The 26,144-nt window shown below is 72.0% G+C and carries 28 protein-coding genes; 8 read left to right on the forward strand and 20 right to left on the reverse strand.

Annotated features, from left to right (window positions below; genetic code table 11):
- The first annotated feature begins 317 nt into the window (after positions 1 to 317).
- Entirely contained in the window at positions 318 to 920 is a 603-nt protein-coding gene (locus tag BLW85_RS34480; RefSeq protein WP_244174964.1) for a hypothetical protein, read from the forward strand.
- A 335-nt stretch (positions 921 to 1,255) separates the two neighbouring features.
- Positions 1,256 to 2,809, forward strand: a complete 1,554-nt coding sequence (locus BLW85_RS34485; RefSeq protein ID WP_074995189.1) for an alpha/beta hydrolase — start codon at positions 1,256 to 1,258, stop codon at positions 2,807 to 2,809.
- 100 nt (positions 2,810 to 2,909) lie between these two features.
- Here BLW85_RS34485 and BLW85_RS34490 read toward each other — a convergent pair whose 3' ends face one another.
- On the reverse strand, positions 2,910 to 3,644 hold the full coding sequence (locus BLW85_RS34490; RefSeq protein WP_208624935.1) for an SDR family NAD(P)-dependent oxidoreductase: 735 nt from the start codon (positions 3,642 to 3,644) through the stop codon (positions 2,910 to 2,912).
- Between the two features lie 41 nt (positions 3,645 to 3,685).
- Entirely contained in the window at positions 3,686 to 4,177 is a 492-nt protein-coding gene (locus tag BLW85_RS34495) for a YbaK/EbsC family protein (RefSeq protein WP_070023195.1), read from the reverse strand.
- A gap of 121 nt (positions 4,178 to 4,298) precedes the next feature.
- Between BLW85_RS34495 and BLW85_RS34500 the strand changes: the two genes are divergently transcribed.
- On the forward strand, positions 4,299 to 4,817 hold the full coding sequence (locus BLW85_RS34500; RefSeq protein WP_074995193.1) for a helix-turn-helix domain-containing protein: 519 nt from the start codon (positions 4,299 to 4,301) through the stop codon (positions 4,815 to 4,817).
- Positions 4,818 to 4,840: 23 nt separating this feature from the next.
- Here the strand turns inward: BLW85_RS34500 and BLW85_RS34505 are convergent, their stop codons facing one another.
- The 11 genes from BLW85_RS34505 to BLW85_RS34555 form a co-directional block, all read right to left on the reverse strand.
- Positions 4,841 to 5,965 (reverse strand): XdhC family protein, encoded by a 1,125-nt coding sequence (locus BLW85_RS34505; protein ID WP_074995195.1) that lies wholly within the window; start codon positions 5,963 to 5,965, stop codon positions 4,841 to 4,843.
- 58 nt (positions 5,966 to 6,023) lie between these two features.
- Positions 6,024 to 7,076, reverse strand: coding sequence for an amidohydrolase family protein (locus BLW85_RS34510; RefSeq protein WP_244174965.1), 1,053 nt, complete (start codon positions 7,074 to 7,076; stop codon positions 6,024 to 6,026).
- A complete protein-coding gene (locus tag BLW85_RS34515; protein WP_074995197.1) occupies positions 7,073 to 7,555 on the reverse strand; it encodes a (2Fe-2S)-binding protein in 483 nt (160 codons plus the stop codon). The genes BLW85_RS34510 and BLW85_RS34515 overlap by 4 nt, the downstream gene beginning before the upstream one ends.
- Positions 7,552 to 8,484 (reverse strand): FAD binding domain-containing protein, encoded by a 933-nt coding sequence (locus tag BLW85_RS34520; protein ID WP_074995199.1) that lies wholly within the window; start codon positions 8,482 to 8,484, stop codon positions 7,552 to 7,554. The genes BLW85_RS34515 and BLW85_RS34520 overlap by 4 nt, the downstream gene beginning before the upstream one ends.
- Positions 8,481 to 10,655 carry a xanthine dehydrogenase family protein molybdopterin-binding subunit gene (locus BLW85_RS34525; RefSeq protein WP_244174966.1) on the reverse strand — a complete coding sequence of 725 codons (2,175 nt, stop codon included), beginning with the start codon at positions 10,653 to 10,655 and terminating at the stop codon, positions 8,481 to 8,483. The genes BLW85_RS34520 and BLW85_RS34525 overlap by 4 nt, the downstream gene beginning before the upstream one ends.
- Positions 10,656 to 11,278: 623 nt before the next feature.
- A complete protein-coding gene (locus BLW85_RS34530; RefSeq protein WP_244174967.1) occupies positions 11,279 to 12,379 on the reverse strand; it encodes a phosphatidylinositol-specific phospholipase C domain-containing protein in 1,101 nt (366 codons plus the stop codon).
- A gap of 122 nt (positions 12,380 to 12,501) precedes the next feature.
- Positions 12,502 to 12,912 carry a transposase family protein gene (locus tag BLW85_RS40815; RefSeq protein WP_079172679.1) on the reverse strand — a complete coding sequence of 137 codons (411 nt, stop codon included), beginning with the start codon at positions 12,910 to 12,912 and terminating at the stop codon, positions 12,502 to 12,504.
- 54 nt (positions 12,913 to 12,966) lie between these two features.
- Positions 12,967 to 13,689 (reverse strand): SDR family NAD(P)-dependent oxidoreductase, encoded by a 723-nt coding sequence (locus BLW85_RS34540; RefSeq protein ID WP_074995203.1) that lies wholly within the window; start codon positions 13,687 to 13,689, stop codon positions 12,967 to 12,969.
- 53 nt (positions 13,690 to 13,742) lie between these two features.
- The gene (locus BLW85_RS34545) at positions 13,743 to 14,405 is read right to left on the reverse strand and encodes an NAD(P)-dependent oxidoreductase (RefSeq protein ID WP_074995205.1); all 663 of its coding nucleotides are present in this window, start codon (positions 14,403 to 14,405) and stop codon (positions 13,743 to 13,745) included.
- A gap of 68 nt (positions 14,406 to 14,473) precedes the next feature.
- Positions 14,474 to 14,782 carry a DoxX family protein gene (locus BLW85_RS34550; RefSeq protein ID WP_244174968.1) on the reverse strand — a complete coding sequence of 103 codons (309 nt, stop codon included), beginning with the start codon at positions 14,780 to 14,782 and terminating at the stop codon, positions 14,474 to 14,476.
- 99 nt (positions 14,783 to 14,881) lie between these two features.
- The gene (locus tag BLW85_RS34555) at positions 14,882 to 15,586 is read right to left on the reverse strand and encodes a DsbA family oxidoreductase (protein WP_244174969.1); all 705 of its coding nucleotides are present in this window, start codon (positions 15,584 to 15,586) and stop codon (positions 14,882 to 14,884) included.
- A gap of 112 nt (positions 15,587 to 15,698) precedes the next feature.
- On the opposite strand from BLW85_RS34555, the gene BLW85_RS34560 reads away from it, so the two are divergent.
- Both BLW85_RS34560 and BLW85_RS34565 read left to right on the forward strand, forming a co-directional pair.
- Positions 15,699 to 16,145, forward strand: coding sequence for a winged helix-turn-helix transcriptional regulator (locus BLW85_RS34560; protein ID WP_074995210.1), 447 nt, complete (start codon positions 15,699 to 15,701; stop codon positions 16,143 to 16,145).
- A 293-nt stretch (positions 16,146 to 16,438) separates the two neighbouring features.
- Entirely contained in the window at positions 16,439 to 17,185 is a 747-nt protein-coding gene (locus tag BLW85_RS34565; RefSeq protein ID WP_074995212.1) for a phosphotransferase family protein, read from the forward strand.
- Between the two features lie 774 nt (positions 17,186 to 17,959).
- On the opposite strand, the gene BLW85_RS34575 is transcribed toward BLW85_RS34565, so the two are convergent.
- From BLW85_RS34575 to BLW85_RS34605, 7 genes are all read right to left on the reverse strand, one after another.
- Positions 17,960 to 18,925, reverse strand: coding sequence for a pirin family protein (locus tag BLW85_RS34575; protein ID WP_074995216.1), 966 nt, complete (start codon positions 18,923 to 18,925; stop codon positions 17,960 to 17,962).
- 93 nt (positions 18,926 to 19,018) lie between these two features.
- Positions 19,019 to 19,393 (reverse strand): hypothetical protein, encoded by a 375-nt coding sequence (locus BLW85_RS34580; protein ID WP_074995218.1) that lies wholly within the window; start codon positions 19,391 to 19,393, stop codon positions 19,019 to 19,021.
- A complete protein-coding gene (locus BLW85_RS34585; protein ID WP_074995220.1) occupies positions 19,390 to 20,058 on the reverse strand; it encodes an RNA polymerase sigma factor in 669 nt (222 codons plus the stop codon). Before BLW85_RS34585 ends, BLW85_RS34580 begins: the two co-directional genes overlap by 4 nt.
- A 62-nt stretch (positions 20,059 to 20,120) precedes the next feature.
- Positions 20,121 to 20,585, reverse strand: a complete 465-nt coding sequence (locus BLW85_RS34590) for a hypothetical protein (protein ID WP_074995222.1) — start codon at positions 20,583 to 20,585, stop codon at positions 20,121 to 20,123.
- 137 nt (positions 20,586 to 20,722) lie between these two features.
- Complete coding sequence (locus tag BLW85_RS34595) at positions 20,723 to 21,691, reverse strand: D-cysteine desulfhydrase family protein (RefSeq protein ID WP_074995224.1); 969 nt, start codon at positions 21,689 to 21,691, stop codon at positions 20,723 to 20,725.
- 102 nt (positions 21,692 to 21,793) lie between these two features.
- On the reverse strand, positions 21,794 to 23,146 hold the full coding sequence (locus tag BLW85_RS34600; protein ID WP_074995226.1) for a vWA domain-containing protein: 1,353 nt from the start codon (positions 23,144 to 23,146) through the stop codon (positions 21,794 to 21,796).
- The gene (locus BLW85_RS34605) at positions 23,143 to 24,000 is read right to left on the reverse strand and encodes an AAA family ATPase (RefSeq protein ID WP_070023232.1); all 858 of its coding nucleotides are present in this window, start codon (positions 23,998 to 24,000) and stop codon (positions 23,143 to 23,145) included. Before BLW85_RS34605 ends, BLW85_RS34600 begins: the two co-directional genes overlap by 4 nt.
- A 134-nt stretch (positions 24,001 to 24,134) precedes the next feature.
- On the opposite strand from BLW85_RS34605, the gene BLW85_RS34610 reads away from it, so the two are divergent.
- The 3 genes from BLW85_RS34610 to BLW85_RS34620 all read left to right on the forward strand — a co-directional run bounded on the left by BLW85_RS34610 (position 24,135) and on the right by BLW85_RS34620 (position 26,125).
- Positions 24,135 to 24,707: a TetR/AcrR family transcriptional regulator gene (locus BLW85_RS34610; protein ID WP_074995228.1), complete on the forward strand. Its 573-nt coding sequence runs from the start codon at positions 24,135 to 24,137 to the stop codon at positions 24,705 to 24,707.
- A 99-nt stretch (positions 24,708 to 24,806) separates the two neighbouring features.
- Positions 24,807 to 25,307: a GNAT family N-acetyltransferase gene (locus BLW85_RS34615; RefSeq protein ID WP_074995230.1), complete on the forward strand. Its 501-nt coding sequence runs from the start codon at positions 24,807 to 24,809 to the stop codon at positions 25,305 to 25,307.
- 137 nt (positions 25,308 to 25,444) lie between these two features.
- Entirely contained in the window at positions 25,445 to 26,125 is a 681-nt protein-coding gene (locus tag BLW85_RS34620; RefSeq protein ID WP_070023238.1) for an ABC transporter permease, read from the forward strand.
- The last annotated feature ends 19 nt before the right edge of the window (positions 26,126 to 26,144 follow it).

A 26,144-nucleotide genomic window follows, 5' to 3' on the forward strand; every position in this document is an offset into this window, starting at 1 on the left:
CGGGCAGCACCTCCGTGATCGCGTCGTACCCCTGCTGCCGCTTCGAAGGCGGCAGTTGGAGGTATGCCGAGACGGTCGACAGATAGCCGACGAAGTCGGGAGCGCTATCGGGTCTCACGTCAACCGTGGCGCTGAAATCGGCTGCGACCACAGGATGGTGAACGCGTCGGGTGGTTGAGCCTACAGACGGACGACGCTGCGACCGTGCGGAACCAGGATGTCTGCGAGCGGGGGCGTGGCCCCCGAAAGACATCGAGTCGGAGGTTGGTCCTGTGCAGACTGTTCGTTCGCTGACGCCGTTACGCAAAGCAGCGGTCGTGGCCGCGGCCGCAGCGGCGGCGGTCGCCGTCACCGGTTTCACCGGCGAGGCCGAGGGTGGTGAACCGCCGCAGCGCCCGCTGCGGGCGAGTGTGACCGGGGCGGCCGAGTTCCGGCTGCCGTATCTGAACGACCACGACGTTCGCTCCTTCATATTGAACGCGCATGCGGCTCCCTACAGCAGACCGTTCCCCGGGGTGTCGAGCGGATTGCCGACAGACGCCTACGGCACGGTGAAGGTCGTGCATTACTCCGCCGAGCGGCACACCACCTATACGGCCGTCGGCGAGGTCGACTGCCTGGTCACCGCACCGGGCAACGCCACCTTGACGGCGGTGTTCACGAAGGTGAGCCGCGGCGGCCCTGACTGGGTGGGAAAGCGCCTGGGAATCAGCGTCCAGGACCAGGGTGAAGACCACCGCGGCAAGACGTCGGGTGACCGGGTCGGATTCTCCTGGGACGACACGGTCGACTGGGCCACCCGCACCCACGAGCACGCCGACGGGGGCAACACCTGCATGGCGCCGGCCCCGTTCGCCCCCGTCACGAAAGGCGGATACCGCGTCGTGCACGCCGATCTGCCGCTGTGGCCCAAGCCCTGAACCACCCACAGGCGCAAGCGGGCCGGAACCGCAGCCGCTTGCGGCATTCGTTCTCTTCGCCCGCTCCCGTCAGCGGGGCGCGGGGCCGCGGCCGAACCTACCGGATCCGGCTCTCGGTCACTGCCTTCACAGACGTTCCCTCCGGGATGCGGCACTGCGGACGAGCCCGGCCTGACCCGGCATCTTCCACCGCGGTCCAGACTCCTGGTCCACTCCCGCGAACCGTACTGTCGGAGGCGGCTTGTACGCTGCGCTCATTCGACGATCGGACGGTCACGGATACGGGCATGCGGGCACGGGGCGGGCGTCCGGGGGCGGGAGCGCGGGGGATTTCGATGAGTGACGCACGTCCGACAGGAAGCCGTAGACCGGGCCTCTCGGTCGGTGCGCGCATCATCGCCGTGGTCGTCCTCACCGCGATCGGGGCCGTCTGCGCCTGGCTTCAGCACGGCGCTCCCGGCCAAAGCGCGCAACCGCGTACGGAGTTCACGGCGGACAACCCGCCCGCCGGCCTGCCCACCGCGCTCACCACCGGCCAGCACCTCCACTGGTCCCGCTGCACCTCGCCGCCCACCGCGCGTACGGGCTACGACTGCGCCACCATGAAGGCCCCCCTCGACTACCGGAAACCGGACAGCGAAACGATCGACGTCGCCCTGATCCGCCGAAAGGCCACCGGGCCGAACGCCCGGCGCATCGGCTCCCTCGTCCTGAACTTCGGCGGCCCCGGCGTGTCCGGCGTGATCGGACTGCCCGAGTTCCTCGACCAGTACAAGCCGCTCCTCGACCGCTACGACCTGGTCTCCTTCGACCCGCGCGGCGTCGGCGCGACCATCCCCGTGCGCTGCGGGAAGACCGCGGACGACACCGGCTACGAGGGGGCCGACGCCTGCGCCGAGCACTCCGGGGCGCTCCTGCCGTACATCGGCACTTCGTACACCGCTCGCGACCTCGACCTGATGCGCTACCTCCTCGGCGACAACCGGCTGCACTACTTCGGCGTCTCGTACGGAACGGCGCTCGGCGCGGTCTACGCCCACCTGTACCCGTCGCACGTCGGACGGCTCGTCCTCGAAGCGTCCGTCGATCCGACCGAGGACCTCGATGAGAAGCAGGTCTCACAGGTCAAGGCGGTCCAGGCGGCGTTCGACCGGTTCGCTGCGTACTGCGCGGCCCGTATCCGCCACTGCCCGACCGGCGACGGGCCCGAGGAGGCCGCGCGACGCATGGCGGCCCTGGCCGACCGCCTGGAGAAGAAGCCCGCCCCGGCCGGCGGCGGAAGGAACCTCGACGCCGACGACCTCGCGTACGCCGTCAGCGACCATCTCGACCTGGGCACGGACGGCTGGTCGCCGCTCGCCAAGGCCCTCACCGCGCTGATCGACCACAACGACGGCCGTCCGCTGAGCAAGGGCGCGGACGACATCGGCTCCGCCGAGCGCGCGGCGGCCGAACGGGACAACAGCCGCGCCGCCCAGATCGCGATCACCTGCGCGGACTCCAGCCTCCGCCCCGATGTCGAACGCCTCGACCGGGACGAGGCCCGGACCAAAGCCGCCTCGCCTGTCTTCGGCGCGGCCTGGTCCACCGGCGTCTACCTCTGTTACGACTGGCCGTTCGACGGCGAGCGCATCACGCCCCAGGTGAACGCCGACGGCGCGGCGCCCATCCTGGTGGTCGGCGGCACCGGCGACCCGACCACCCCGTACTCCGGCGCCCGCCACATGGCCGGTGCGCTGGGCGAGGGCGTTGGCGTGCTCCTGACGGCCCAGGAGGACGGACACGGCACCTACCCGCAGAACCGCTGCGTCATGGAGACGGTCGACCGATACCTCCGCACGGGCCGCACCCCGGCCCCGGGGACGGTGTGCCCAGGGAGCATGTCCTGAGGCCTGTCAGGTTCCGCGGGGCGCGTCCGCGTCGACCGGTTGCATGCCTCCTCCCCGGCCAGAGGTCCGAACCGCCGGGCGGCAGCCGGGGCCGTCGCCGTCAGTGGGCGGTCCAGCCTCCGTCGACCGGAAGTACGGCGCCCGTGAGGTAAGAGGCCGCCGGGCCGGCCAACAGGACTGCCGCGCCGACCAGTTCCTCAGGGTCGGCCCAGCGCCCCATGGGGACTTGGTGATCGAGGAAGTCCCGTACTCGCGGGTCGTCGTCGATGCCGTCGTTCAGGGGTGTGCGAAAGGGACCTGGAGCCAGCGCGTTGACACAGATGCCGGTGCCGGCGAGTTCGGCACCGAGGCTGCGGGTGAGTTGGACGACCGCGCCCTTACTGGCCGCATAGCCTGCCCGGCCTGCGGCACCGACGAGCCCGAGAGCGCTGGCCAAGGTGACGATACGGCCGTACCCGGCACTGCGCATCACCGGCACGGCCGCCTGGCAGGCGAGGAAGGTTCCGACGACGTTGACATCCAGGCAGCGGCGTAACGTGGCGGCGTCGAGCGCTCCGAGCTCGCCTCGGGCCTGGATCCCGGCGCTGGTCACCAGCACGTCCAGGCGGCCGTACTCGGTGACGATCTCCTCGACGAGGTGGTGGACCTCGTCCTCCTCGGTCACGTCGCACGCAAGGCCCGAGGCGGCAGTGCCCGTCCGGGCAGCGATCTCGGCCGCGGCTTGACGGCACACCTCCGGCCGCCTGCCGGCCACCACCGTCGTGCACCCGGCGGAGGCCAGGCCCAGCGCGATGGCCCGGCCGAGCCCGGAGGAGCCCCCGGTGACCAGAGCCACCTGCCCGGACAGATCCGTCCCCGGGCCGACGGACCCCTTCGTCACGGGCCGACCGGGAGCAGAAGCCCACCTGTGAGCCGGACGAGTTCTCCAGCGGTGGTGGGGAAGACCGTGCGGGGAGTTCCGGCGGCGGCCCAGACCCGGGGGTAGTCGGCGAGGGCTGTATCGACCACGGTGGGAAGTGCGCGGGGGTGGCCGACGGGGGCCACTCCTCCGATCGCCTGTCCGGTGGCCTGGCGCACCTGCTCGGGAGTGGCGCGCTGGAGCTTGCCCCGCCCCCACCGGGCGGCGAGCGCGGTGGTGTCGACCTTGTGCCGGCCGCTGGTCAGGACCAGAACGGCTTCGTCGTCGGAGAGGAACACGAGGCTGTTGGCGATCGCACCCACGTCGCACCCCAGGGCCGAGGCGGCCTCGGCGGCCGTGCGCGTCGATTCCTCCAGCTCACGTACCTGACCCGCGACGCCGGCCGCGGCGAGGGCGCGGGCCACCTGCATGCTGCGAACGGGCAGGGACGCGTTTTCCTGAGGCCCCATGGGACTCCTTCCTACGAGGTCGCATCGTCACGTGTTCCATATACGGAACGTTCTGTATGTGGAACGATAGATCTCGCACGGCATCGGATCAACTGGTCTCGGCAACAAGGAGGGGCTCACCATGGACGTCGCCGCTCGCGTCGGATTGCGCCTGCGGGAATTGCGCGAAGCGCAGGCGATGTCACTGTCCGAGCTGGCCCGCAGGTCCAAGATCGGCAAAGGGACGCTCTCCGAACTGGAGAGCGGCCGGCGCAATCCCACTCTGGAGACGCTCTACGCCCTGACGACGGCCCTCGAAGTGCCGCTCAGCACAGCGCTGCACAACCTCGCGATTCCCGCCGAGGTCTCCGGTCATGCCGTGGACGCCGTCCTCACCGAGCGGTTCGAGACCGCCGCGGCGGTCACGGAGACCTACCGAGTGCGCATCCGCGCCGGAACGACGCAGGAATCCGCCGCCCACGCCCCCGGCACAACGGAGCACATCATCGTCTTCGCCGGCACCGCGCGGGTCGGCGAGATTTCCGCCCCAACCCTGATCGGCCCCGGCGCGCACGGCAGTTGGGCCGCCGACGTTCCGCACCTGTACCAAGCACCGTCCGGAGACGTCGAGGCTCTGCTGATCGTGCGCTACCCCCAGTGAAACCTCGCGGATGATCCCGTGTCTCACGATGCGCCGTCGCCGGGGCGGTCCGCACCCGTCGTCGGGTGAATGGGGCCTTCCAGCAGGGAGAGCGAACGGCCGGTGCGGCCGCTGCGCACCGCGATGAGTTCCGCCGCGAAGGACACCGCGGTCTCCTGCGGCGTCGACGCGCCCAGGTCGAGGCCGACGGGTGCGTGCAGCTTCGCCACCGCGTCAGGCGACACACCGGCCTCCGCCAGGTCGCGGATCCTTCGTGCCTGGGTGCGCCGGGAACCGAGCGCACCCACATAGGCCAGCGGCCGGCCGAGTGCCTCGGCGAGGACGGGGATGTCGAACTTCGGATCGTGCGTCATCACGCACACCACGGTCCTTCGGTCGGTCTCCACACCCGCCAGATACCGGTGGGGCCAGTCGATCACGACGTCATCGGCGTGCGGGAAGCGCTCGGGCGTGGTGAAGGTGGAGCGTGCGTCGCACACGGTGACGTGGTATCCGAGGAAGGCTCCGATCTGGCTCACGGCGGCGGCGTGGGTGTTGGCCCCGAAGACCAGCAGCCGTGGTGGCGGCGACCATGCCTCGAACAGAACCCGGGGCTCGTCCTCCACACCCATGGCGTAGGTCCGTACGGCGGTTTCGTCCTGATCGAGCATCGCACGGGCGTCGGCGAGGACGGCGAGGTCCAGATCGGCGCTTCCGGTGCTGCCCAGGTGCCCGTCCTTCCACACGGCGACGGCCCCGCCGCACTGTCCGTGGAGTCCCGACATCACGCGTGCCACGACAACCGGACGCCTTGCCTCCGCGGCCAGGAGGGCGGTGGCGAGAACCCTCGCCGTGGCGTCCTGCACGACCTGGACGAAGACGTCGATCTCGCCTCCGCACGTCAGCCCCACCGCGAACGCGTCGTCGTCGGAGTATCCGAAGGAGGCGAACCGTGGCTGTCCCGAGGCCAGAACCTCACGGGCCAGCTCGTACACGGCGCCTTCGACACAACCTCCGGACACACTGCCGAGGGCGGTTCCGTCGGCATGGACGCACAGCGCCGCTCCCGGTTCCAGGGGCGCACTGCCTCGCACGGCGACGACGCTGGCGATGGCATAGGGGGCTCCGGCGGCCTGCCACTCCAGCAGGCGGGGCGCCAGGTGGCGCATGAAGATCTCCGATCCACTGTGTCGGGTCCGGCCGGCCGCCGCCGGCCGGACGAGCCTGTCATCGCGCCGTGTGCGCGGGCTTCATCCCGAGGAACCGTCGGCCGTTCGCCTCGAGCACCGCGGCGTCGATGCCGTGGCCGAGCAGGAATCCCACCGGGTCGGGCTGCGCCATGTCGAAGGGGTAGTCGCTGCCGCAGACGATCCGGTCGGGCGACGCGTGGGCGCGCAGCAGCCTCAAGACCTCCGGATCGTGGGTGATCGTGTCGAAGTAGAGAAGGCCGAAGGACTCCGCGGGCGGACGGGTGCTTCCCCGGCGCACGTCGTCGCGGGAGCGCCAGCCATGCCCCCACCGCCCCAGCAGGGAGGGAGCGCAGCCCCCGCCGTGGACGAAACAGATCCGAAGGTCGGGGAGTTCTTCGAGTACTCCGCCCAGCAGGACCCCGGCTACGGCGGTCGTGGTCTCGACCGGATTGCCGATCAGGTTGACCAGGTAGTGGTGGTCCCATTCGGCGCGGGGCAGCTGCATCGGGTGGACCAGGACGGACAGCCCTAGTTCGGCGGCGACGCCGAGGACTTCCCGGGGCACGCCCCGGTCGTAGGAGCGGCCGTCGACCACGGGCGGGACGGCGACGCCCGCGATGCCCTCCGCGGCGGCGAGCCGTGTCAGCTCGCGTCGGGCGGCTGCCACGTCGTCCAGCCGGACCAGTCCGAGCCCGACGAGTGTTCCGTCCGTGCGGGACACGGCGTCGGCGAGCTGTTCGTTGTAGGCGGTGATGTAGTCGTCCGCCTCGGCGGGGGCGTGGACGGGGAAGGCGAAGGGCGGTGCGGAGATGACGCGTGCGCCGAGCCCGGCCTTCAGGGTGTCGGCGACGATGGTGTCGACATCGGTCATCGCCGCGGTCGGGAACGACAACGGGATCTCTCCCAGAAAGAGTTCGCCGTCGCGGTCGTTCATGCCGCCGAGCGGATTTCCGGGCGGGAGGGCGAGCAGGTCGCGCGGCAGCCAGTGAGCGTGGACGTCAATGACTCCGGCGCGGATGTCACCGTTCATGTTGTTCTCCTTGGTCGGCTCCGGGGAGCGGCGCTCCCGCACGGGGCCTGTGCGTGTCACGCGGTGGCTTCCCGCTGTTCCCGGGCGGCGCGCGTGATGGCGCACCGGATGGGTTCGTAGCCGGTGCACCGGCAGATGTTGGACCCGACCACACCCGCGATGGCCTCCGGGTCGTCAGCGAGGTCGGGATCGGCTTCGAGCGCTCCGGCGGCCACCATGAGGAAGCCCGGTGTGCAGAATCCGCACTGGAGCGCGTGCTCGGCCGAGAACGCCCGTTGCAGGGGATGGGGTTCGCCGTCGGGTCCCGCGAGGCCCTCCACCGTGCGGACGGAGCTGCCGTCGCACTGCACGGCCAGCACCAGGCACGAGCGGACAGGCTTGCCGTCCACGAGCACGGTGCAGGCCCCGCAGATGCCGTGCTCGCAGCCGAGGTGCGTACCGGTGAGTCCCAGGTCGTCGCGGAGGACGTCGGCGAGCAGGCGCCGGGGCTCCACGTCGAGGGGGTGTGCGGCGCCGTTCACGTTGAGCGTGATCTTCATCGGTTGTCTCCCTCTCGTGCGGCGAGGCGGGCGCACCGGTCCACCGCCGCCTCGAGGAGTGTTCTGCCGACCAGGACGGCGATGGCCTGCCGCTTGTACTCGACGTCGGCGTAGGGTTCGGCCACCGGGGCGGCGTCCTCCTGGGCGGCGACACGGCCGGCGCGGGCGAACGGGTGGTCGTCGGGAAGCCGGGGCGCTGTCGGGAGCGGGCCGATCTCGGCACCGAGCAGCGACCGTTCCGCGGCGCGGGCCCGTACCGGCCGGTCCGCGGAGTTGACCAGTCCGATCCGTACGTCGCTGAGCACGCCGTCGGTCACCGTGAGGGCCGCCGCGACGGCGACCTGGGCGAAGCAGAAGTGGGTGCGGCGGTGCTCGATGAAACCCACCCCGGTGTTCTCACCGAGCAGCGGAAGGCGTACGGCGGTGATGAGCTCCTGGGGACGGCGTGCGGTGCGGTACGGACCGAGGAAGTAGTCGCCGGCCGCGATCTCGCGGGCACCGCCGGGACCGGTCACCTCCACGGTGGCGTCCAGGGCCACACCGATCGCGCACCACTCGGAGGCGGGATGGGCCCAGCCGAAGCTGCCGGCCATGGTTCCGCGGGAACGGATCGGTGGATGGGCGATGTTGACCACGGCACGGGACAGCAGGGTGCCCAACGGACCGGGTACGGCATCGGCCGATTCGAAGGTCGCATGGCGGATCAGGGCGCCGACGCGCAGCTCGTCGCCCTCGACGCTCATGCGGTCGAGCTCCGGGATGCGGTTGATGTCGACGACGAGGTCGGGGCGGATGCGTTGGAGGTGCATCTCCAGGATCAGGCTCTGTCCTCCGGCGAGCACCTGGGCCTTGCGTCCGGTGCCGCCGAGGGCCTCCACGGCCTCGGCGACCGTGTGGGGCACCACATAGTCGAAGGATGCGGGTTTCACCGGTCGCCTTCCTCGTGTTTCGGGGCGTGCGCCGCACGCCAGACGCTGTCCGGGGTGAGCGGCATCTGCAGCAGGTCGGGGTCGGCGATCTGCAGGGCGTCGGCCACAGCATTGACAATGGCTGCCGGGGTGCCGATGCAGCCGGACTCTCCCGCGCCCTTGGCACCCAGCGGCGTGCTGGGACTGGGGGTGCAGGTGTCCTTGATGTCGATGGGCGGGATCTCCGTGAACGTCGGGAGCAGGTAGTCCAACAGGCCGTTCGCCAGATGCGGTACGCCGTCGTCGAACGTCATGCCTTCGTAGAGGGCCTGGCCGATGCCCTGCACGGCCGATCCGAAAGCCTGTCCGCGTACCACCGTGGGGTTGAGCACCACTCCGCAGTCGTCGACGGCCACGAGCCGCAGGACCTTCACGGTGCCCAGGTCCGGATCCACCTCGGTCACCGCCGCATGAGCTCCGAAGGGGAAAGCCATACCGGCCTCGTACCGGTCCTCGACGCGCAACGGGCCTGTGGCCTTCACCAGGTCGCCGAGGCTGGTGGCCGCGGAACCGTCGCGGGCGGCGTGCACGGCACCGTCCGCCCACTCGACCTCTTCGGGCGGCAGACCCCAGAGCTCCGCCGCCCGGGTGCGAGCCTCCTTGATCAGGAGGGTCGCGGCGTGCTCGAACATGGCACCTGCGACCTGAGCCGACCGGCTGGCGAAGGAGCCCAGCCCCTCGGGCTGTTCGTCGGTGTCGCCCTCGACGAGGCGGACCTGTCTCTCCGGGATGCCGAGGACCTTGGCGACCAGTGCCGGGAAGACGGTCTCGTGCCCCTGGCCGCTGGGTGCCGCGCCGCAGCGGGCGGTGACGGTGCCGTCTTCTTGCACCTCCAGGCTGCCGAACTCGTGGAGACCGCCGGGTTCGCCGCCCGAGCGTTCCACGTAGCAGGAGATCCCGATTCCCAGCGGCAGCGCGGCCGGGTCCACCCGGCGGCGGGCCTGCTCCGCACGCCATTCCTCGTAGCCGAGTGTGTCCAGGGCCAGGTCGAGGGCGGCGGCGTAGTCGCCGCTGTCGTAGCGGCGTCCGGTCGGAGTGTCGTACGGGAAGGCGTCGGGCGGGATGAAGTTGCGCCGCCGCAGTTCGATCGGGTCGATGCCGAGCCGCCGGGCGAGCAGGTCCATCGTCCGCTCGATCGCGATCGCCGCCTCGGGACGGCCGGCGCCCCGGTACGGATAGGTCACCATGGTGTTGGTGAGCACCGAGCGCAGCGTCGCGTGGACGCGGGGCGTGGTGTACGCGCCCGTCGCCATCCATACCGTCTGCATCGGCAGTCCCACACCGAGGTGGGGGTAGGCGCCGACGTCTGCGTCGATCTTCAGCTCATAGGCGAGGAGCCGCCCTTCGGCGTCGGCGGCGAGCCGGACAGTCTGGTCCTGCCCCCTGCCCCGGGTGGCGACCAGCATCGACTCCAGGCGGTCCTCGATCCAGCGGACCGGCCGCCCGAGCTTCACCGCCAGGTAGGCGACGACCACGAACTCGGGAAAGGCGGCGCTCTTGGACCCGAAGGCGCCTCCCGTGTCGGGGACGACGACCCGGATCCGGTCGACGGACCAGCCGAGCAGTGCGGCGAGTTCCCGCCGCAGCCGGTGCGGCATCTGGTGCCCCGACCACACGGTCAGCCGGTCCGCCTCGGGTACGGCGAGGACGGTGCGGCACTCCATGGGGCTGGGCATCAGCAGTTGCTGGCGGTACGTGGCCTCGACCACGGCGGCCGCGTCCTGCCAGACGGACGGGTCGATGGGCTCTCCCGCCTCGCCCCGCAGGGCGATATTGCTCAGTCCGTCGAACAGGCGGACGGAGTCGTCCAGCGCCGCGGACGGTGTCACCACTGCGGGCAGGGGATCGATGGTGGCAGTGACCTCGGCGACCCCGTCCTCGGCCCGGTACCGGTCCTCCCCGAGGACGACCGCGAGCGCCTCGCCCGGATAGCGCACCCGGTCCTTCACGAGGGCCGGCCACTCCCGGCCCGCGACAGCGTCCTCCGTGGAGAGCCGCGCCAGCAGCGTGTACGGCACCGGGGGGAGGTCCGGCAGATCCGCGGCCGACCAGGCTCCCACGACACCCGGTACCTCCCGTGCCGCCGTACAGTCCACGGCACGCAGGACGCCGTGGGCCACCTTGCTTCTCACAAAAGCGGCATCCAGACATCCGGGCACGTCGATATCGGCAACATACCGGCCTTGACCGGACAGCAGGCGCTCGTCCTCGCGCCTCATCCATTGCGCCACAACAACACCTCGTTCGTGTCTTTGCGGGAATTGGCAGGGCGAGAGCCCCGCATCCTGCGCCCATCGCCGTGCAGGATTTCCGGCCCGTCGCCGTAGGGCGTCCCAAAGGGAACACCGCGTCGATTGCATTCGAATTCAGCGGTTCGGATGCTAACCACACCGCAAATACGAAGACGAGTCACCGAGGCGCGCTGTGCGCTGAGAGCACAGAAAAACCAGACGGAGTGCGCTGGCGGTAGAGGCGGCCGCCGGGCACGACGGCCGCCGCTTCCCGTCTGCCTCTGCGTGGCCAAGTACCTGAAGCGGCACGAGGAGTTCGCTGACATCACCGACCGGTGAAGCCCGACGCACTGGAGTGGCTGGAGACGGAACTGGGCTGACCGCTCCCCCTCGGAGAGGAGGCCGAGTAGAAGATGTCGGGCCCGAGGCGGCGCGTGACGTCACTCGCCGCATTCCAGGTGCCCGCGGTCGGCGTTCCCGTCTGACCGCGGGCACCCGGCGAGTCGGTGGGCCTCTGGCGGCCGTCAGCCGCGCGGGACGACCATCGACTGGACGTCCGGCAGGGTCCTCCAGTCATTGGACGCCACCGTGGCGTGTGCCTTGGCCAGTTGGGTGACCCGGGCCTGCGCGTCGGCCGTCGAGGGGTTGACGTCGTCCAGCGCCGGCGGCACGTTCTGCGCGTCGGTCATGAACAGCAGGTAGTGGTGGGTGTCGTACCACCCGGTGTCGATGCTGCCGTTGAGGTATGTGGCCGCGTCACCGTCGAAGGCCACGAACCAAGGGCGCAGCGACGTGTCGGAGTAGCGCGAACGGGGATCGCCTGCCTGGGCGTTGTGCACCGAAGGGAAGACGTTCGCCTCCGACGTCCTGCCCTGGGTGTGCAGGTCGCGCAGGTAGCCCGCGTACTCCTGGTCGGTCCACAGAGAGTCGGTCGGGTTGCTCTCCTCGACCGTGCCGGGAATGACCTCGAGGATGACCTTGCCGGCCAGTTGCTGCCGAGTGGGCCAGTTGCCGGCGGACGCGGCCGCGTCGAGTGTGGCGTACTGCCCGCCGCCTGGCTTGTCGAGCAGGTCGGACGGCTTGAACACCAGCCCGCCGAGGTGTGCGCTGATGGACTGGTCGAGCTTGGCCGGGCTCATGCCGAACGTGGCCTGGAAACCCGCCTTCATCTCCAGCTTGATGTACAGCGGGCCGTGCCCGGGGTGCGCCCCGAGCCACAGCCGGACGTCGTCCAGGCAGCTCTCCAGGTCCTTGTTCGCCGCGCCGGTGTAGAGCTGGGAGGCCGCGGACGCGTTGACGCAGTTGTTCGAGTTGCCCGTCGGGTTGGAGTGGCTCACCTTCCACTCCTGGGTGAAAACGTCGTCCCAGACGTCGAGTTCGATCATCGAGGTGCCTGTGTCGAGAGCCTGGGCCAGATACGTGAAGGCGCCGGGGTCGTAGCTGTTGTGCAGGCCTGACGTCGTGGCGCCGGACAGTGGTAGCGCGTCCGTGCCGGCGGCGGAGGCGGTGACGCTCCCCGGACCGGCCATGGTGAACGCCAGGCACGCGGTGAGTGCCCCGAGCAGCGCGGCGCGCACGACGGCGCGTGGTCGGAACAGAGCTCGACGGGTGAACGGTCCGGTCACGTGCCCTCCTGTGGGTGTGGCTCTCCGTCAAGGACGGTGATGGCCACGTGTGAATCGACGGAGACATGACACGTAACACGACCTGGAATCCTTCTGTCAGCTCCACTTCGAGCCGAACTCCCCTACTGGGCAAGGAGGTTCAGGTATATGAAGCGCTCCGGGTCTGGTCGGGACGAGATCGCTGTCAGGGATTTCGCGCCGGCCAGTACCGCGCATGCTGCGAGTGCGAGGACGAAGGCGAGTGCGAGTGCGCAGGCGAGCGGGTGGCGGCGCCCCTTGGCCCTGCGTGGATCGGGTACGGTCGCGAGGCGGTCCAGCAGCAGCGGGTGTTCCCCGGGCTCGGCAGGGCGGCCGGTGGCGAGCCGGCCCAGGCCGGCGGGGATGGGCGATGGTGATCGGGCAGGCGCGGTCTTCCGCCTGGTGATGCAGCGGCCAAGCCCCTTTCCCCGCGTATGGCCGCGGGTTCCCCGCCGGCGGGCGGTCCCCGCGGACGGCCGGTTGGACTCGCCACCGGAGGACCGGCTTGGACGCAGGGTGTCGTAGCCGAGGGATGACCCGAACCGCGGTGGCGAGGGACCCGGCCGGCGTTACCCGGCGTTCGGCTCGGGGTGGATCTGCTCGATGCGGTCGCGCTTGGTGTACAGGTCCCAGTAGTGCTCGGCGAGGTCGTCCGGGTCGACGAGCGGGCCGACGCCTTCCGGCAGGGATGCGGCGGCGATCTCTCCCATCTCGCTGCGGGCGATGAAGGCCGCGATGGACAGGGTGCCGGCGTAGGCGCCGATGTCGGCGAGTTCGCCGTTGAGGGAGTACAGCCAGTTGCGGGCGGCGGACATCAGCGGGCCCACGCCGCTCATGTACGGCCGCGGCGCCACGGCGGTGTGGCCGGTGGTCATCAGGAACGCGCCGTCGCCGCGCTCGGCCCACTCGGGCAGTACCGCGCGGACCACCTCGACCGGGGTGAGCAGGAGAAGGGGGCTGTCCTTCTGCAAGGTGTCGGCGTCCAGCTCGGTGGCGGGGGCGAAGCTCTGTTCCCCGCTGATCGGCCCGTACTCGATGACGTCGATCCGGCCGAACCGGCCGCGGACGGCGTTGACAAGGGCGGGAACCTCGGCGGGCTTGGAGAGGTCGGCGGTGAATCCGACCGCGTCGATGCCCTCGCCGGTGAGCTGTTCGACGAGTGTGTCGAGACGGTCCTTGCGGCGGGCGACGAGGGCGACGCGGAAGCCTTCGCGGGCGAAGCGGCGGGCGACGGAGGCGCCGAGACCGGTGCCGGCTCCGAAGACCGCGATGACCTTGGACGTTTGGGGCATGGGGATGTCTCCTCGGGATTTCGGGGGAGTGTTCAACAGGGGTTCGAGGTGGGTCAGCCGCGGGCGTTCCACACCAGCGGCGCGCTGCGGATCCAGGTCGCCTCGTCGATGGCGTCGAGGAGGAAGCGGGCGAGGTCGGCCCGGTTGATCCAGCGTCCGGGCGTGGCGGTGGGGGCCTCGCCGGCGTGCAGGGGGCCGGTGGCGGGCCTGTCGGTGAGTGCGACGGCGCGGGCGAGGGTCCAGTCGGTGTCGGAGGCGCGTACGACCTGGTCGACGCCGGTGTGGTCGGTGAACCCGGCTTTGATGTTCGACAGGTTGATGAACGCCTTCATAAGCGGGTTGAGGCGGGCCCAGTCGTCGCCGGCGCCCTGTGAGGAGGCCAGGGCGATCCGGCGGATGCCCTGTTCGGCCATGACCGTCAGGGTGTTGCGGGCGGCGTCGGTCATGAACATCGGCGGGCTGACCGGCTTGGCCCAGGGGTTGTCGGAGGCGCGGGCGTTGTTCAGCACGCTGATCACCGCCTGGGTGTCCTGGGCGGCCCGGCGGATGTCGTCGATGTTCGCGGGCGTGCCCCGGATCAGCTCGACACCGGTCGGGGCATGGACGGAGGAGGGGTCGCGGACGAGGGCGCGGACTCGGTGGCCGCGTTCGGCGGCCTGTGCCAGGACGTGGATGCCGGTGCGGCCGCTGCCGCCGAGGACGAGCAGGTCGGTCATGGGGAGTCATCGCCTTTCGCGGGCGGAGGGCCGACGGCGGGCGCCGGCCGGGGATGGATTCGGAAGGGTCAGAGGGAGTACGGGCCGAAGCGGCCCCAGGCCACCACGAAGGACAGGGCCAGCAGCACGCCGTTCATGCCGATCGCGCTGTACTCCCGGTGGCGGAGGTGGAAGGTGCCGGCCAGCGCCATCACCACCGCGAGGCCGAGGGCCGCGAGCGGTGTGAGGACCACCGCGATGCCGGTGGCGGCGGGCAGGACCAGGCCGAGTGCGGCCGCCAGCTCGACCGCCCCGATCAGCCGCACCGTGCCCGGCGTGAGGTCCTTGGCGTAGGGGAGGGTGCCGACGAGCTTGTGGATCGGCTGGGTCGTCTTCATGACGCCGCCATCGCGAACACTGCGGCCGGCAGTCCCGCACCCCACAGCAGGACGTCCATCGGGCTCCTGGCTACCGGATCTCGGGGGTTATGAGGGAGATCAGCCCTGTACGGGGACGGCGCAGCCGTCCGGGCCGCAGGCCGGGGCGTCGCCACCGGCGGGGGTGAGGGGGTGGGTGTCGTCCCAAGCGGTGCGGAGCAGGTCCAGCAGGGTGTCGCTGTCCTGGGCACCGGGGACGCCGTAGCGGCCGTCGATGACGATGAACGGGGCACCCGTCGCGCCGAGGCGCTGGGCGCGGGCCGCGTCATCGCGGACCTGCTCGCGGTAGCGGTGCCGGGCGAGGGCCTGTCGGGTCCGCTCGTGGTCCAGGCCCAGGGTGTCGGCGAGGGCGAGCAGGTCGTCCAGGGAGAAGACGGGCTTGGCCTTGCCGAAGTAGGTGTCGAAGACGGCGTCCCACGCTTCGCGGTTCTTGCCCTGGGCGGAGGCGTGGGCGAGGAACTCGTGGGCCAGGTCGGTGTTGCCGACCTGGTTGTCCAGCACCCGGTAGGGGCTCAGACCCTCGGCCGCGGCCAGTGCCTCGATCCGCCGGGTCGACGCCTCGGCCTGACCGCCGCCCACACCGTGCCGTCGCAGCAGAGCCTCGCGGACGGAGAACGTCCGCCCCTCGGGGAAGCTGCTGCTGAGCGGGAACGAGTGGTGGACCACCTCCACCTCGCCCGCGTGCTCGAACCGCTCGACGGCCCGCTGCAGACGGTGATGACCCAGCCCGCACCAGGGGCACGTCACCTCGGACCAGATGTCCACCTTCACCCCGCACCTCCAATTCTTACGACTTGTTCGTAGCATCATGGTGGACCAGTATGGAAGGCGATACAAAAGGCACATCCGTGTGCGTTGCCGGAGAGGAATGTGCGTCATGGAACAGACCCGCGAAACGGAGGCGGCCGGTGGCGCGGAGGTGGTCGGGGCGGCGGCGATCGGGCCGTGCGCGGCGATCCCCGCCGAGCACATGACCTTCATCCGCGAGGTCCTGGACCGCGTCGGCGACAAGTGGAGCCTGCTGTTGATCGCCGTCCTGGAGCCGGGCCCGCTGCGCTACACCGACCTGCAGCGCCAAGTCCCCGGGATCTCCCAGCGCATGCTCACCCTCACCCTGCGCCAACTCCGGCAGGACGGCCTGATCACCCGCACCGCCTACGCCGAAGTGCCCCCGCGCGTCGAGTACACCCTGACCCCGCTCGGCCGTGGTCTCCACGAGATCGCCACGTCCCTGGTCGGCTGGGCCGCCGCCCACCACGACGAGATCCGCGAGAACCGGGCCCGCACGACCTCAGCGCAGCCGAGTACGACTGCACGCGGCTGAGCCACCAGAGACCGCTCATGATCACGCGGAGACCGCGCCTGCCTCGGTTCCGGCCCGGTCCGCGAACTCCACAGTCACGTCAGCCGCCTGAACCGGCATCAAGACGGACACATCGCCTGAACGACGCCGCCCTGCGCCGGAACGTTAGGACTCCTAACAAAAGTGGTGGGCTTGACCTGGTCGGAGGGCGGTGTCGTGCAAGAGGCCGTCGGATAGCGGGAGGCGGTCAGCCGCGTCATCGCACGCGATAAACCCGGCGACGTCGGCGATCATCCCCGGGATACTGGTCGCCCATGGATGAGGTCAAAGTCGTCGTCGCCCATTCCGAGCGCGCGACCCTGCGCGTCGGCGACGTGTTCCTGAAGGTGGACGCCGATCGGGCGCGCATCGACGTCGAGGTCGAGGCGATGGCCCTCGCGCCGGTCCCGACCCCGGAGGTCCTGTGGCACAAGCCGCCCGTGCTCGCGATCGCCGCACTCCGGGGGACGACGCTTGGACGCCTCGGCGGGCCGTCGACCGGGTCGCCGACGGCATGGGCCGCGGCGGGCGCCGCCATCCGGAAGTTGCACGACGCGCCGCTGCCGCCCCGGCCGGGCCGGGCTGGCCGGAGCATCATCGCGCTGGCGGCGGAACTCGACGACGAGTGCGAGTGGCTCGTGACGAACGGCGTCCTGCCCGCGGACCTGGTCACCCGCAACCGCCAGGTCGCCGAGGCCGCGCTCCGGCCGTGGACTCCGGCGTTCACGCACGGCGACCTGCAGATCGCGCACGTCTTCGTCGATGGCGACGAGGTCACAGGCATCATCGACTGGTCCGAGGCGGGCCAGGGTGATGCCCTGTACGACCTCGCCACCTTCACGCTCGGACACGAGGAGCACCTTGACGATGTCATCGTCGGCTACGGCACGGACATCGACATCGACGTGATCCACGCGTGGTGGTCGTTGCGAAGCCTGCTGGCGGTTCGCTGGCTGGTCGAGCACGGTTTCGACCCGTTCGCGCCGGGCTGTGAGGTCGACGTGCTGAGATCCCGCATGTGAGGCTGCGCGGGCCCGGTACTGCTGTGAATGCATTCTGACGCATCGGAGGCTGTTGATCAACGCGCCCATCGAGGCGGTGGTGATCCTGCTGACGGCCTCGCTTCTCCCCGGTCGGGCAGCGGGGAGGGACGCCCAGCGACTGGACCTGCGGGGCGCGGTCCTCGCCACGGTCGGGCTGACCTCCCTGGTCTACGGGATCAGCCAGGCAGACCCGCGCGGGTGGAGCGACCCGGTGACACTACAGCGCCGTTTACCGGCGTGTGATCCGCCGGTGAAACAGCGGACTCCGGCAGCCTCTTTCATTCCATGGAGAGCAGTGTTGAGCAGGAGGGGACTGCTCACGCCGCCTTGAGGTGTTCCTTCCTCGGTGGCGGTGAAGCACTCTTTCCATCCCCACCGTCCACTCCCCATGGCACAACCAACGAGCAACTGACCATGTAGGACAGGGGGTTGATGGTGGTACCGACGGGGCTGGCGGCTGGGGGAGGTTCGCTGAGGGCGGGGTCGTTTGTGGGATGCCATGTTCGCCGCTGGGATCGGATGGCAATGCCCCTATACCTGAAGCTGTTTGGTTCCCACAACTGCCCGAGCGGCCGGCCTACGGTGACTGGCTCCGAAGACTGATCGGCTCCTGACCCGACCTTGGAAACGCGGGCAGACTCGGAGGCGTCCCGGAGGCGGTATCCAAGGGCCCGCGCCACCAGCGATGTCGTCGGAGGACAGGCGGAGAGACGGTCTCGAACGCCCTGGACCGCAAATCAGGGATTCCCCTGGTCAACGCACCCTTCCGCGCGGTTTCAGCGGTACTTCCGGCAGCTGCGGTGCGCGCAGCGGAGTCCCGTCGTAGCCCTTCACCTCGCCGAATCGAACCCCCTTCGTCCAGTCCTCGCGAGCCTGTTCGATCTCTTCCTGGGTGCGGGCGACGAAGTTCCACCACATGACGAGTTCCTCGGCGAAGGGCTCGCCGCCGAGGAGCATGAGCCCGGCGTCGGACTCGGCGCGCAGCGGGAGTTCGGAGCGGCCGCAGCCGAGGTAGAGCATCGAGCCCGGCAGGACCGGTACGCCGTCCACGTGCACCTCGCCGGACATGGCCAGGACGCCGTACTCGAAGTCGGGTTCCAGCGGCAGCCGGACGTCCGCGCCCCGGGTGAGGGCGAGGTCCGCGCCGACGATCGGGGTGTAGGCGGTGCCGGGTGAGACGGCGCCGTCCAGGCCGCCGAGGAGCACCGTGGCGGTCAGGCCGGGTGCGGTCACCGTGGGCAGCTCGGCGTGGAACTCGAACTTCGGGGCCGTGTGCCGGTGTGCGTCGGGCAGCGCCACCCACAACTGGGCGCCGTGCAGGAGGCGGGCGTGCGGCCGGGGGCTCTCCTCGGAGTGGCTGATCGCGCGCCCCGCGGTCATCAGGCCCAGCTGCCGGGGCCGGATCGTCTGGAGGCTGCCCGTGGAGTCGCGGTGCAGCACCTCGCCCTCGTGCAGCCAGCTGACCGTCTGCAACCCGATGTGCGGATGCGGCGGGACCTGCATGCCGGGCTCGTCGGCGATGTCGTCCGGGCCGTAGTGGTCGACGAAGGCCCACGCGCCGATCATGCGGCGGCCCAGGTTCGGCAGCAGCCGACGCACCTCGGTGGATTCCCCCAGCGTGACGTGTCGGGGGCTCAGCAGTTCGCGGACGGGTTCGGCGACGACGAATCCACGGCCCCCGCAGACGGTGGGCACGGGCGCGCGGTCAAGGTTGCTCATGCCGCCCAACTTAGCGGTGCGGGCGCTGCACCGGTGGACAAGCGAAGCGGCCGTTTCCCCGGCGACGGCGCGGGTGCCGTCGTCGCGCCGCCCTCATCCGGACGGCCGTGGGGGCTCCGACGCCGGGGAGGGGACCGCCACGGGGCTGCGGACCGCGCCGCTCGGTACCGGCGTCGGGGTGGTGACCGTCGGCCGGGGGGAGCGCGCCGGTTCCGCCGGGCGGGTCCGGGTGCCGTGCAGCGTGAGGAGGACGAGCGCCGCCACGGCCGTCAGGGCCAGCAGACCCGCCACGGCCGCGCGCGACGGCAGTGAGCGGAGCGGCGCGGGCCGGTGCGGGCGCGGCGCTGCGCTCGGCGGGCGCAGGGGCCGCAGATCGGCCGGCCCCACCGCGTCCGCGCGGGCGGCCAGTGCGGCCCGCAGCCGTTCCTCGACGGGGCGCGGCGTGTCCGCCGTACCGGGGTCGTTCATCGCAGGCCCTCCAGACGGCGGCCGAGTGCGTCCAGGGCCCGGCTGGCCGTGGACTTGACGGTGCCCCGTGACAGGCCGAGCGTCGCCGCGATCTCGGCCTCGGTCAGATGCGACCAGTAGCGCAGCACCAGGACCTCCCGTTGCCGCCGGGTCAGGGTGCGCAGCGCCGCCAGCACCTCCCGGTGATCCTCGTGCAGGAGGACGTCCTCCTCCGGTGCGGGCGCGTGCTCCTCCGGGGCGGGGACGTGCGCCCGTACGGTCCTGCGCCGGCGCAGCACCGAGCGGGCCGTGTTGACCACGCTGGTCCGCAGGTACGCCTCCGGGTCGTCGAGGGCGGCGAGCCGGTGGCCGTGCCGGCGCAGCAGTGCGGTGAAGGCGTCCTGCACGACGTCCTCGGCCGTGGGCAGATCGTCCACCAGCAGCACCGCCAGGCGCACCAGGGACAACCGGCGGTGGTGGTACAACTCCTCGATGCCGGGCGGGGGTTCGAGGACGGCGGCCGGGTCGAGGGGGCGCCCCGGCGCGGCCGGTGCGCCGGCCGCGCCCGTGCCGGTGCCCAACCGGGCGCGGACGAGGAGCCGGGCGCATCTGCGCCAGAACGCGGGGGAGGGCGCCGTGCCGGCCCGTTCCCAGGGCAGGGCCGCCGGTGGTGTCGCTGTCGTCATGGATCTCCTGGGGCCGGGTGCGGGGAGCCGGTCGTACGGCGGCTCCCCGCACCCGCCTCACCTCAGTGCTGCGGCGGAACCGGGGCCGGGGTCACCGGACCGTGGGGCGGAACGGGCCTCGGCGTGGCCCGCCCGTCGTGGGTCGAGGGCACCGGGGAGGGCGTCGCCGGCACCGGGGCGGGTGTCGCGGGCACGGGGCGCGGGGTCCCGGCGGGCGTGGACGGAACCGGCACCGGGGACGCCACGGACGGCACGGGGCTGGGCGTCTTCGTGTGGACGGGGGTCGACGGCACGGGGGCCGGGGTCTTGGCGTGCCCCGGGGCGGACGGCACGGGCGACGGGGTCGCCGCGCGGGCCGGTGCCGGGCTCGCCGTGCCGTCGGACCGGCCGGCGGAGTGGTGGTCGGACTGGGCCGCCTGCGCGGCGACGGTGCCGGTGACGGCGAGGGCCGCGCCCAGCGCGGAGACCCCCAGGGCGGTGCGCAGCTTGCGGGCGCGACTCGGACGGGGGACACGGTGTGCGGACATGGGTTCCTTCGTGGTTCGGCTCGGACAACTGGTCGAAGTGGAGGCCTCCACCCCGACAGACGTCCGACCCCGGTCGAGGTTGCGGGTGCCGGCCGACGAATTTTCCCGGGCCGCCGCCGGGAGCGCGCTCCGCCGCGTCAGTACGCTCCCGCCCCCTCCTCCGCGGCGGCCACCGCCTGCGCGTGGCCGAACAGTCCGGGCAGTCCACCGGTGTGCACGAACACCGTCTTCTCACCGGGGCGTACGGAACCGTCGCGCACCGCCGCGCGCAGTCCGGCCAGCGCCCGGCCCGTGTAGGTCGGGTCCAGGACGATCCCCTCGGTGCGGGCGGCCAGCCGCAGCGCCTCCGTCACCGGGCCGGTCAGCGCCGCGTACCCGGCGCCCACCTGGTCCCGGCGCACCCGCAGCTCCCGCGCCGTGACCTCCTGTGCGGTCAACGGCGCCGCGAACTCCGCCACCGCGGCGGCCGGATCGGCCAGCGCGCCGACGTCCACGCCGAGCACCGAACCGGTGCCGAGGGCGGCGACCAGTCCCGCCATGGTGCCGCCCGAGCCCAGCGCGACCACCGCCGTGCGCACGTCCGGCACCTGCGCGCGCACCTCCTCACCGCAGCGGACGTAGCCCCGGGCGCCCAGCGTCCCCGACCCGCCGAACGGGATCAGCGCCGGCCGGGCCCCGTCCGCCCGCAGCCGGTCGCACACCTCGGCCGCGGCGGCGTCCAGACCGGCCTGGTCCACCTCGCCCGCCCAGGCGAGCCGGGCGCCGAACAGCCCGTCCAGGGCCAGGTTCCCGGACCGGGAGGCACCGGCCCCGCCGCGCAGCACCAGGACGACGTCCAGCCCGAGCCTGGCGCCCGCGGCCGCGGTCAGCCGGGCGTGGTTGCTCTGCGCGGCACCCGTGGTCACCAGCGTGTCCGCGCCCTCGGCGAGCGCCGCGCCCACCGTCCACTCCAGCTTGCGGACCTTGTTGCCGCCCCCGCCGAGACCGGTCAGGTCGTCCCGCTTGACCCACAGGTCCTCCGGGCCGAGGCCCAGCGTCGCGGCCAGCCGGGGCGCCGGTTCGACGGGCGTGGGGAAGGTGCCGAGCGGCACGGGCGGGTGCGTCATGGGCGGACATCCTCACGGGAGGAGGGCACGGGCCCTCGTACGGTGGCAGCGGTACGGCGATCAGTCGATCACAGCCGCCCGCCGATCGTGCCCACCGGCCCCTCACACCGGCAACAGCCGCCCCACCAGCGCTCCCAGCTGCCGCGCGGTACGGCACTCGTGCATCGCCACCAGCTCCGCGTACGCGGGCGCCGCCGAGTCCCCGGTGCCCCACTGGGCGGCCGGTTCGGGGTTGAGCCAGTGGACGCGCCGGGCCCTGCGGGCGATCTCGGTGAGGGCGGGCAGGTTCGGGTCGCTCATGTTGGTGCGGGCGTCACCGAGCACGAACACCGTGGTGCGCGGGCCGACCGCGGCGCCGTACCGCTCCGCGAACTCGCCCAGCGCCGTGCCGTAGTCGCTGCTGCCGTGCCAGCCGGTGAGCGTGGCCTCGGCGCGGATGCGGGCGCCGAGGCCTCCGGGGTCGGCACGACCGTGGTCGAGCAGGCCGGTCACCTCGTCCAGCCGGTTGACGAAGGCGAACACCCGGACCTTGCCGAACTGGTCGTGCAGCGCCTGCACCAGCAGCATGGTGAAGTCGGAGAAGCCCGACACCGAGCCGGACACGTCGCAGAGCAGCACCAGTTCGGGGCGGACCGGCCGGCGCCGGCGCAGCACCGGCCGCATCGGGACGCCACCGGTGGACAGCGACGAACGCAGGGTGCGGCGCAGGTCGACGGTGCCGCGCGCGGCCCGGCGGCGGCGCGCCGCGAGCCGGGTGGCCAGCTTGCGCGCCAGCGGCTGGACCGTCCTGCGCAGCTCGGCCAGTTGGTCGCGGTCGGCGATCAGGAAGTCCACCCGGTCGGCCGTCGGGCGCACGGCCCGGCGCGCGATCTCGTCCCGCCCGCGCCGCTCGGCGACCCGGCGCCGCGCCTCCGCCCCGACCAGCCGCCGGAACTCCTCGATGCGGCGCCGGATCTCGTCTTCCAGCAGCCGGTCGGCGAAGCCCGCCCCCGCGCCCTCGCCCTCCCGCACATCGGCCCGCACCCGGGCCAGCAGCGTCTGCGGGCGCAGCCGTTCCAGGGTCTGGTACGCGGACCAGCCGTCGGACCCGGGTGAACTCCCGTATCCGCCGAGGGCGTCGACCGCCTCCTGGGCCAACCGGGCCATCAGCGCCGGGTCGTTCGCCGCGAGGGCCTCGGCCAGCCGGTCGCGCAGGGTCTCGCGGCTCGCCGGCCGGCCGCCCGGACCGCCCACGCCGCGCGGGAAGTAGAGGTCGAAGACCGGGTCGAACACGGCGCGCTGGGCCGGGCCGTGCAGCAAGGTCGCGGCCAGCCCCTCGCGCAGCAGCTCCCGGTCCGCGAACCCCAGTTCCCGCGCCGCGCGGGCCGCGTCCACGCTCTCCCCGGTGCCGATCCGCACCCCGTGCGCACGCAGCGCCCCGACCAGGGCGGTGATCCGCTCGGCGGCATCCGTCACAGCGTGTCCAGGTCGAGCTTGGCGGCGGCCCTCTGGATGTCGTCCTGGTGCTTGAGGATCACCCCGAGGCTGTCCCGTACGACCTTCTCGTCCAGCGTGTCCGCGCCCAGGGCCAGCAGGGTGCGCGCCCAGTCGACGGTCTCGGCGACGGACGGCGCCTTGCGCAGGTCCATCGCGCGCAGCGCGCCGACCACCCGCACCAGCGACTCCGTCAGCGCCTCGGACAGTCCTGGCACCTTCAGCCGGACGATCCGCCGCTCCAGCTCCGGCTCCGGGAAGCCGATGTGCAGGAACAGGCACCGGCGGCGCAGCGCCTCGGACAGCTCCCGGCCCGCGTTGGAGGTGAGCACGACGAAGGGGCGCCGGGTCGCGGTGACCGTGCCCAGCTCCGGCACCGTGATCTGGAAGTCGCTGAGCACCTCCAGGAGCAGGCCCTCCATCTCGACGTCGGCCTTGTCGGTCTCGTCGATCAGCAGCACCGTCGGCTCGTCGCCGCGGATGGCGGTCAGCAGCGGGCGGGGGAGCAGGAACTCCTCGCTGAAGATGTCGGTACGGGTCTCGTCCCAGCTCTCGTCCCGGCCCGCGCTGATGCGCAGCAACTGCTTGGCGTGGTTCCACTCGTACAGCGCCCGGGACTCGTCGACGCCCTCGTAGCACTGGAGCCGGACCAGTCGGGCCGAGGCCACCTGGGCGACGGCCTTGGCCAGCTCGGTCTTGCCCACCCCGGCGGGCCCCTCCACCAGCAGCGGCTTGCCCAGCCGGGCCGCGAGGAACACGGTGGTGGCGACGGCGGGCGAGGCGAGGTAGCCGGTCTCGGCGAGACGGGCGGAGACATCGTCGACGGACGTGAACAACGGGGCCTCCGGCGGGTTGGGAGCAGTGTTCGGACTCTGTCGGCAGCGGTTCTATCTAAGCGCTTGTTCAGCGCCTCTGTCATCAGCCTTCCGCTTGATACACCGATCGGTTTCCGGCGAGGTAACCTCACACCATGGCCACCACCGACAAGGCATCCCCGCGCGACCGGCTGCTCGACGCGGCCGCCCGGCTCTGCTACCGGGACGGCGTCTCCATCGGCGTCGAGGCGCTGTGCCGGGAGGCCGGGGTCTCCAAACGGTCGATGTACCAGCTCTTCGGCGGCAAGGACGAGATGCTCGCCGCGAGCCTGGAGCGCCGCGTCCCCGGGTACGACGCCCGGCTCACGCACCCCGACCCGCAGGCGCCGCCGCGCGAGCGCATCCTGTACGTCTTCGAGCGGCTGGAGCAGGACTCCCTGGACGCCGGCTTCCACGGCTGCCCCTTCCTCGCCGCGCTGGTCGAACTGAAGGACCCCGGCCACCCGGCGAGCGAGGTCGCCCGCGAGGCCAAGGAACGTCTGGCGCACGCGTTTCGGACCGAGGCCGAGCGGGGCGGCGCCCGCGACCCCGAACTCCTCGCCCGCCAGCTAATGCTGGTCTTCGACGGCGCCGGCGCGCGGGCCGGCGCCCGGGTGGAGCGGCTGGCCGACGGCCTCGCCACGGCCACCGCCGCCACCCTCTGCGACGCGGCCGGCCTGCGGCGGTGACCACCGGACAGCGGCGCGGCCTCGGCACCGGCCGGCGTCGCGTCCACCGCCGGTGAAAACCCGGTCGGCCCCGGCGCGCCCGCCGGGTAGAGTCGCGCCGTGCCCGAACTGGAGCGGCTGCATGCCGACCACGCCCCGGCGGTCCTGGCCTTCGAGCTGGCGAACCGCGCCTACTTCGCCGCCTCCGTCTCCGACCGGGGCGACGAGTACTTCGCCCGGTTCGCCGACCGGCACAGCGCCCTGCTGGCCGAACAGGAGGCCGGCATCTGCGCCTTCTACGTGCTGGTCGCCGAGGACGGCTCCGTACTGGGCCGGTTCAACCTGTACGACCTCGAGGACGGCAGCGCCGACCTCGGCTACCGGGTCGCGCAGCACGTCGCCGGCCGCGGCGTGGCGACCGCCACCGTCCGGCAGCTGTGCCGGCTGGCGGCGGAGCGGCACGGGCTGCGCACCCTGCGGGCGGCCGCCTCCCACGCCAACGCCGCGTCCCGGAAGGTGCTGATCAAGGCCGGGTTCGTGCCGGTCGGCCCGGCAGACCCCGCCGACGTCGGCGGCCAGGCGGGCACCTGGTACCAGTGCGACCTGGAACACCGGCCGTAGACCGCGATCTTGCCGGTGCGCCGGCTCGGCGACCGCGCGCCCAGGTGAGGCGTCCGATCCGCCTTCCCCCGTGCGGCCCTCCCTCGTACGGCCCCCCACCACGCGCCGGCTGGCGCCCCTCCCGGTGCAATGGACCCGTGACCGCCGCCCCGGACGACTGCCTCGCGCGCAACGAGTGGATCTGCGGCGCCTATCTGAGCAGCCGCCGCCGGATCCTGCTCGACGCGGTCGTCCAGCACCTCCAGCTGACCTCGCTGTCGATCCTGATCGGCCTGGTCATCGCGGTGCCGCTCGCGGTCCTCGCCCGCCGCTGGGGCTGGGCGGCGGCCCCCGTCCTCGCCCTGACCACGGTCCTCTACACCATTCCCTCCCTGGCGATGTTCTCCCTGCTGCTGCCCCTGTACGGCCTCTCGGCCACCCTCGTCGTCGCCGGACTGGTGCTGTACTCGCTCACCCTGCTGGTGCGCAATCTCCTCGCGGGCCTGCGCGCGGTCCCGGAGGAGACCCGGCAGGCGGCGCGGGGCCTCGGCTACGGCCCGCTGCGGCTGCTGCTCACCGTGGAACTGCCGCTCGCCCTGCCCGCCGCGATGGCCGGGCTGCGCATTGCCACCGTCTCGGCGGTCTCCCTGGTCACGGTCGGCGCGATCGTCGGCTACGGGGGCCTCGGGAACCTCATCTACTCGGGCATGAACACCTACTTCAAGGCCCAGGTGCTCACCGCGTCCGTGCTGTGCGTGCTGATCGCCGTCGCCGCCGACCTGCTCCTGCTGGGCGTGCAGCGGCTGATCACCCCGTGGACCCGGGCGGCTCGCCCTTGAGCGCCGCCCGGCCGGAAGC

Source organism: Streptomyces misionensis (genome assembly GCF_900104815.1).
In the GTDB taxonomy this organism is placed as follows: Bacteria; Actinomycetota; Actinomycetes; order Streptomycetales; family Streptomycetaceae; genus Streptomyces; species Streptomyces misionensis.

Bases quoted from the DNA above. Each gene is read 5' to 3' on its own strand.
- BLW85_RS34485 (WP_074995189.1), top strand. From the start codon at position 1,256: ATGAGTGACGCACGTCCGACAGGAAGCCGTAGACCGGGCCTCTCGGTC.
- BLW85_RS34495 (WP_070023195.1), bottom strand. From the start codon at position 4,177: ATGGGGCCTCAGGAAAACGCGTCCCTGCCCGTTCGCAGCATGCAGGTG.
- BLW85_RS34500 (WP_074995193.1), top strand. From the start codon at position 4,299: ATGGACGTCGCCGCTCGCGTCGGATTGCGCCTGCGGGAATTGCGCGAA.
- BLW85_RS34505 (WP_074995195.1), bottom strand. From the start codon at position 5,965: ATGCGCCACCTGGCGCCCCGCCTGCTGGAGTGGCAGGCCGCCGGAGCC.
- BLW85_RS34515 (WP_074995197.1), bottom strand. From the start codon at position 7,555: ATGAAGATCACGCTCAACGTGAACGGCGCCGCACACCCCCTCGACGTG.
- BLW85_RS34540 (WP_074995203.1), bottom strand. From the start codon at position 13,689: ATGCCCCAAACGTCCAAGGTCATCGCGGTCTTCGGAGCCGGCACCGGT.
- BLW85_RS34545 (WP_074995205.1), bottom strand. From the start codon at position 14,405: ATGACCGACCTGCTCGTCCTCGGCGGCAGCGGCCGCACCGGCATCCAC.
- BLW85_RS34550 (WP_244174968.1), bottom strand. From the start codon at position 14,782: ATGAAGACGACCCAGCCGATCCACAAGCTCGTCGGCACCCTCCCCTAC.
- BLW85_RS34560 (WP_074995210.1), top strand. From the start codon at position 15,699: ATGGAACAGACCCGCGAAACGGAGGCGGCCGGTGGCGCGGAGGTGGTC.
- BLW85_RS34565 (WP_074995212.1), top strand. From the start codon at position 16,439: ATGGATGAGGTCAAAGTCGTCGTCGCCCATTCCGAGCGCGCGACCCTG.
- BLW85_RS34575 (WP_074995216.1), bottom strand. From the start codon at position 18,925: ATGAGCAACCTTGACCGCGCGCCCGTGCCCACCGTCTGCGGGGGCCGT.
- BLW85_RS34580 (WP_074995218.1), bottom strand. From the start codon at position 19,393: ATGAACGACCCCGGTACGGCGGACACGCCGCGCCCCGTCGAGGAACGG.
- BLW85_RS34585 (WP_074995220.1), bottom strand. From the start codon at position 20,058: ATGACGACAGCGACACCACCGGCGGCCCTGCCCTGGGAACGGGCCGGC.
- BLW85_RS34590 (WP_074995222.1), bottom strand. From the start codon at position 20,585: ATGTCCGCACACCGTGTCCCCCGTCCGAGTCGCGCCCGCAAGCTGCGC.
- BLW85_RS34595 (WP_074995224.1), bottom strand. From the start codon at position 21,691: ATGACGCACCCGCCCGTGCCGCTCGGCACCTTCCCCACGCCCGTCGAA.
- BLW85_RS34610 (WP_074995228.1), top strand. From the start codon at position 24,135: ATGGCCACCACCGACAAGGCATCCCCGCGCGACCGGCTGCTCGACGCG.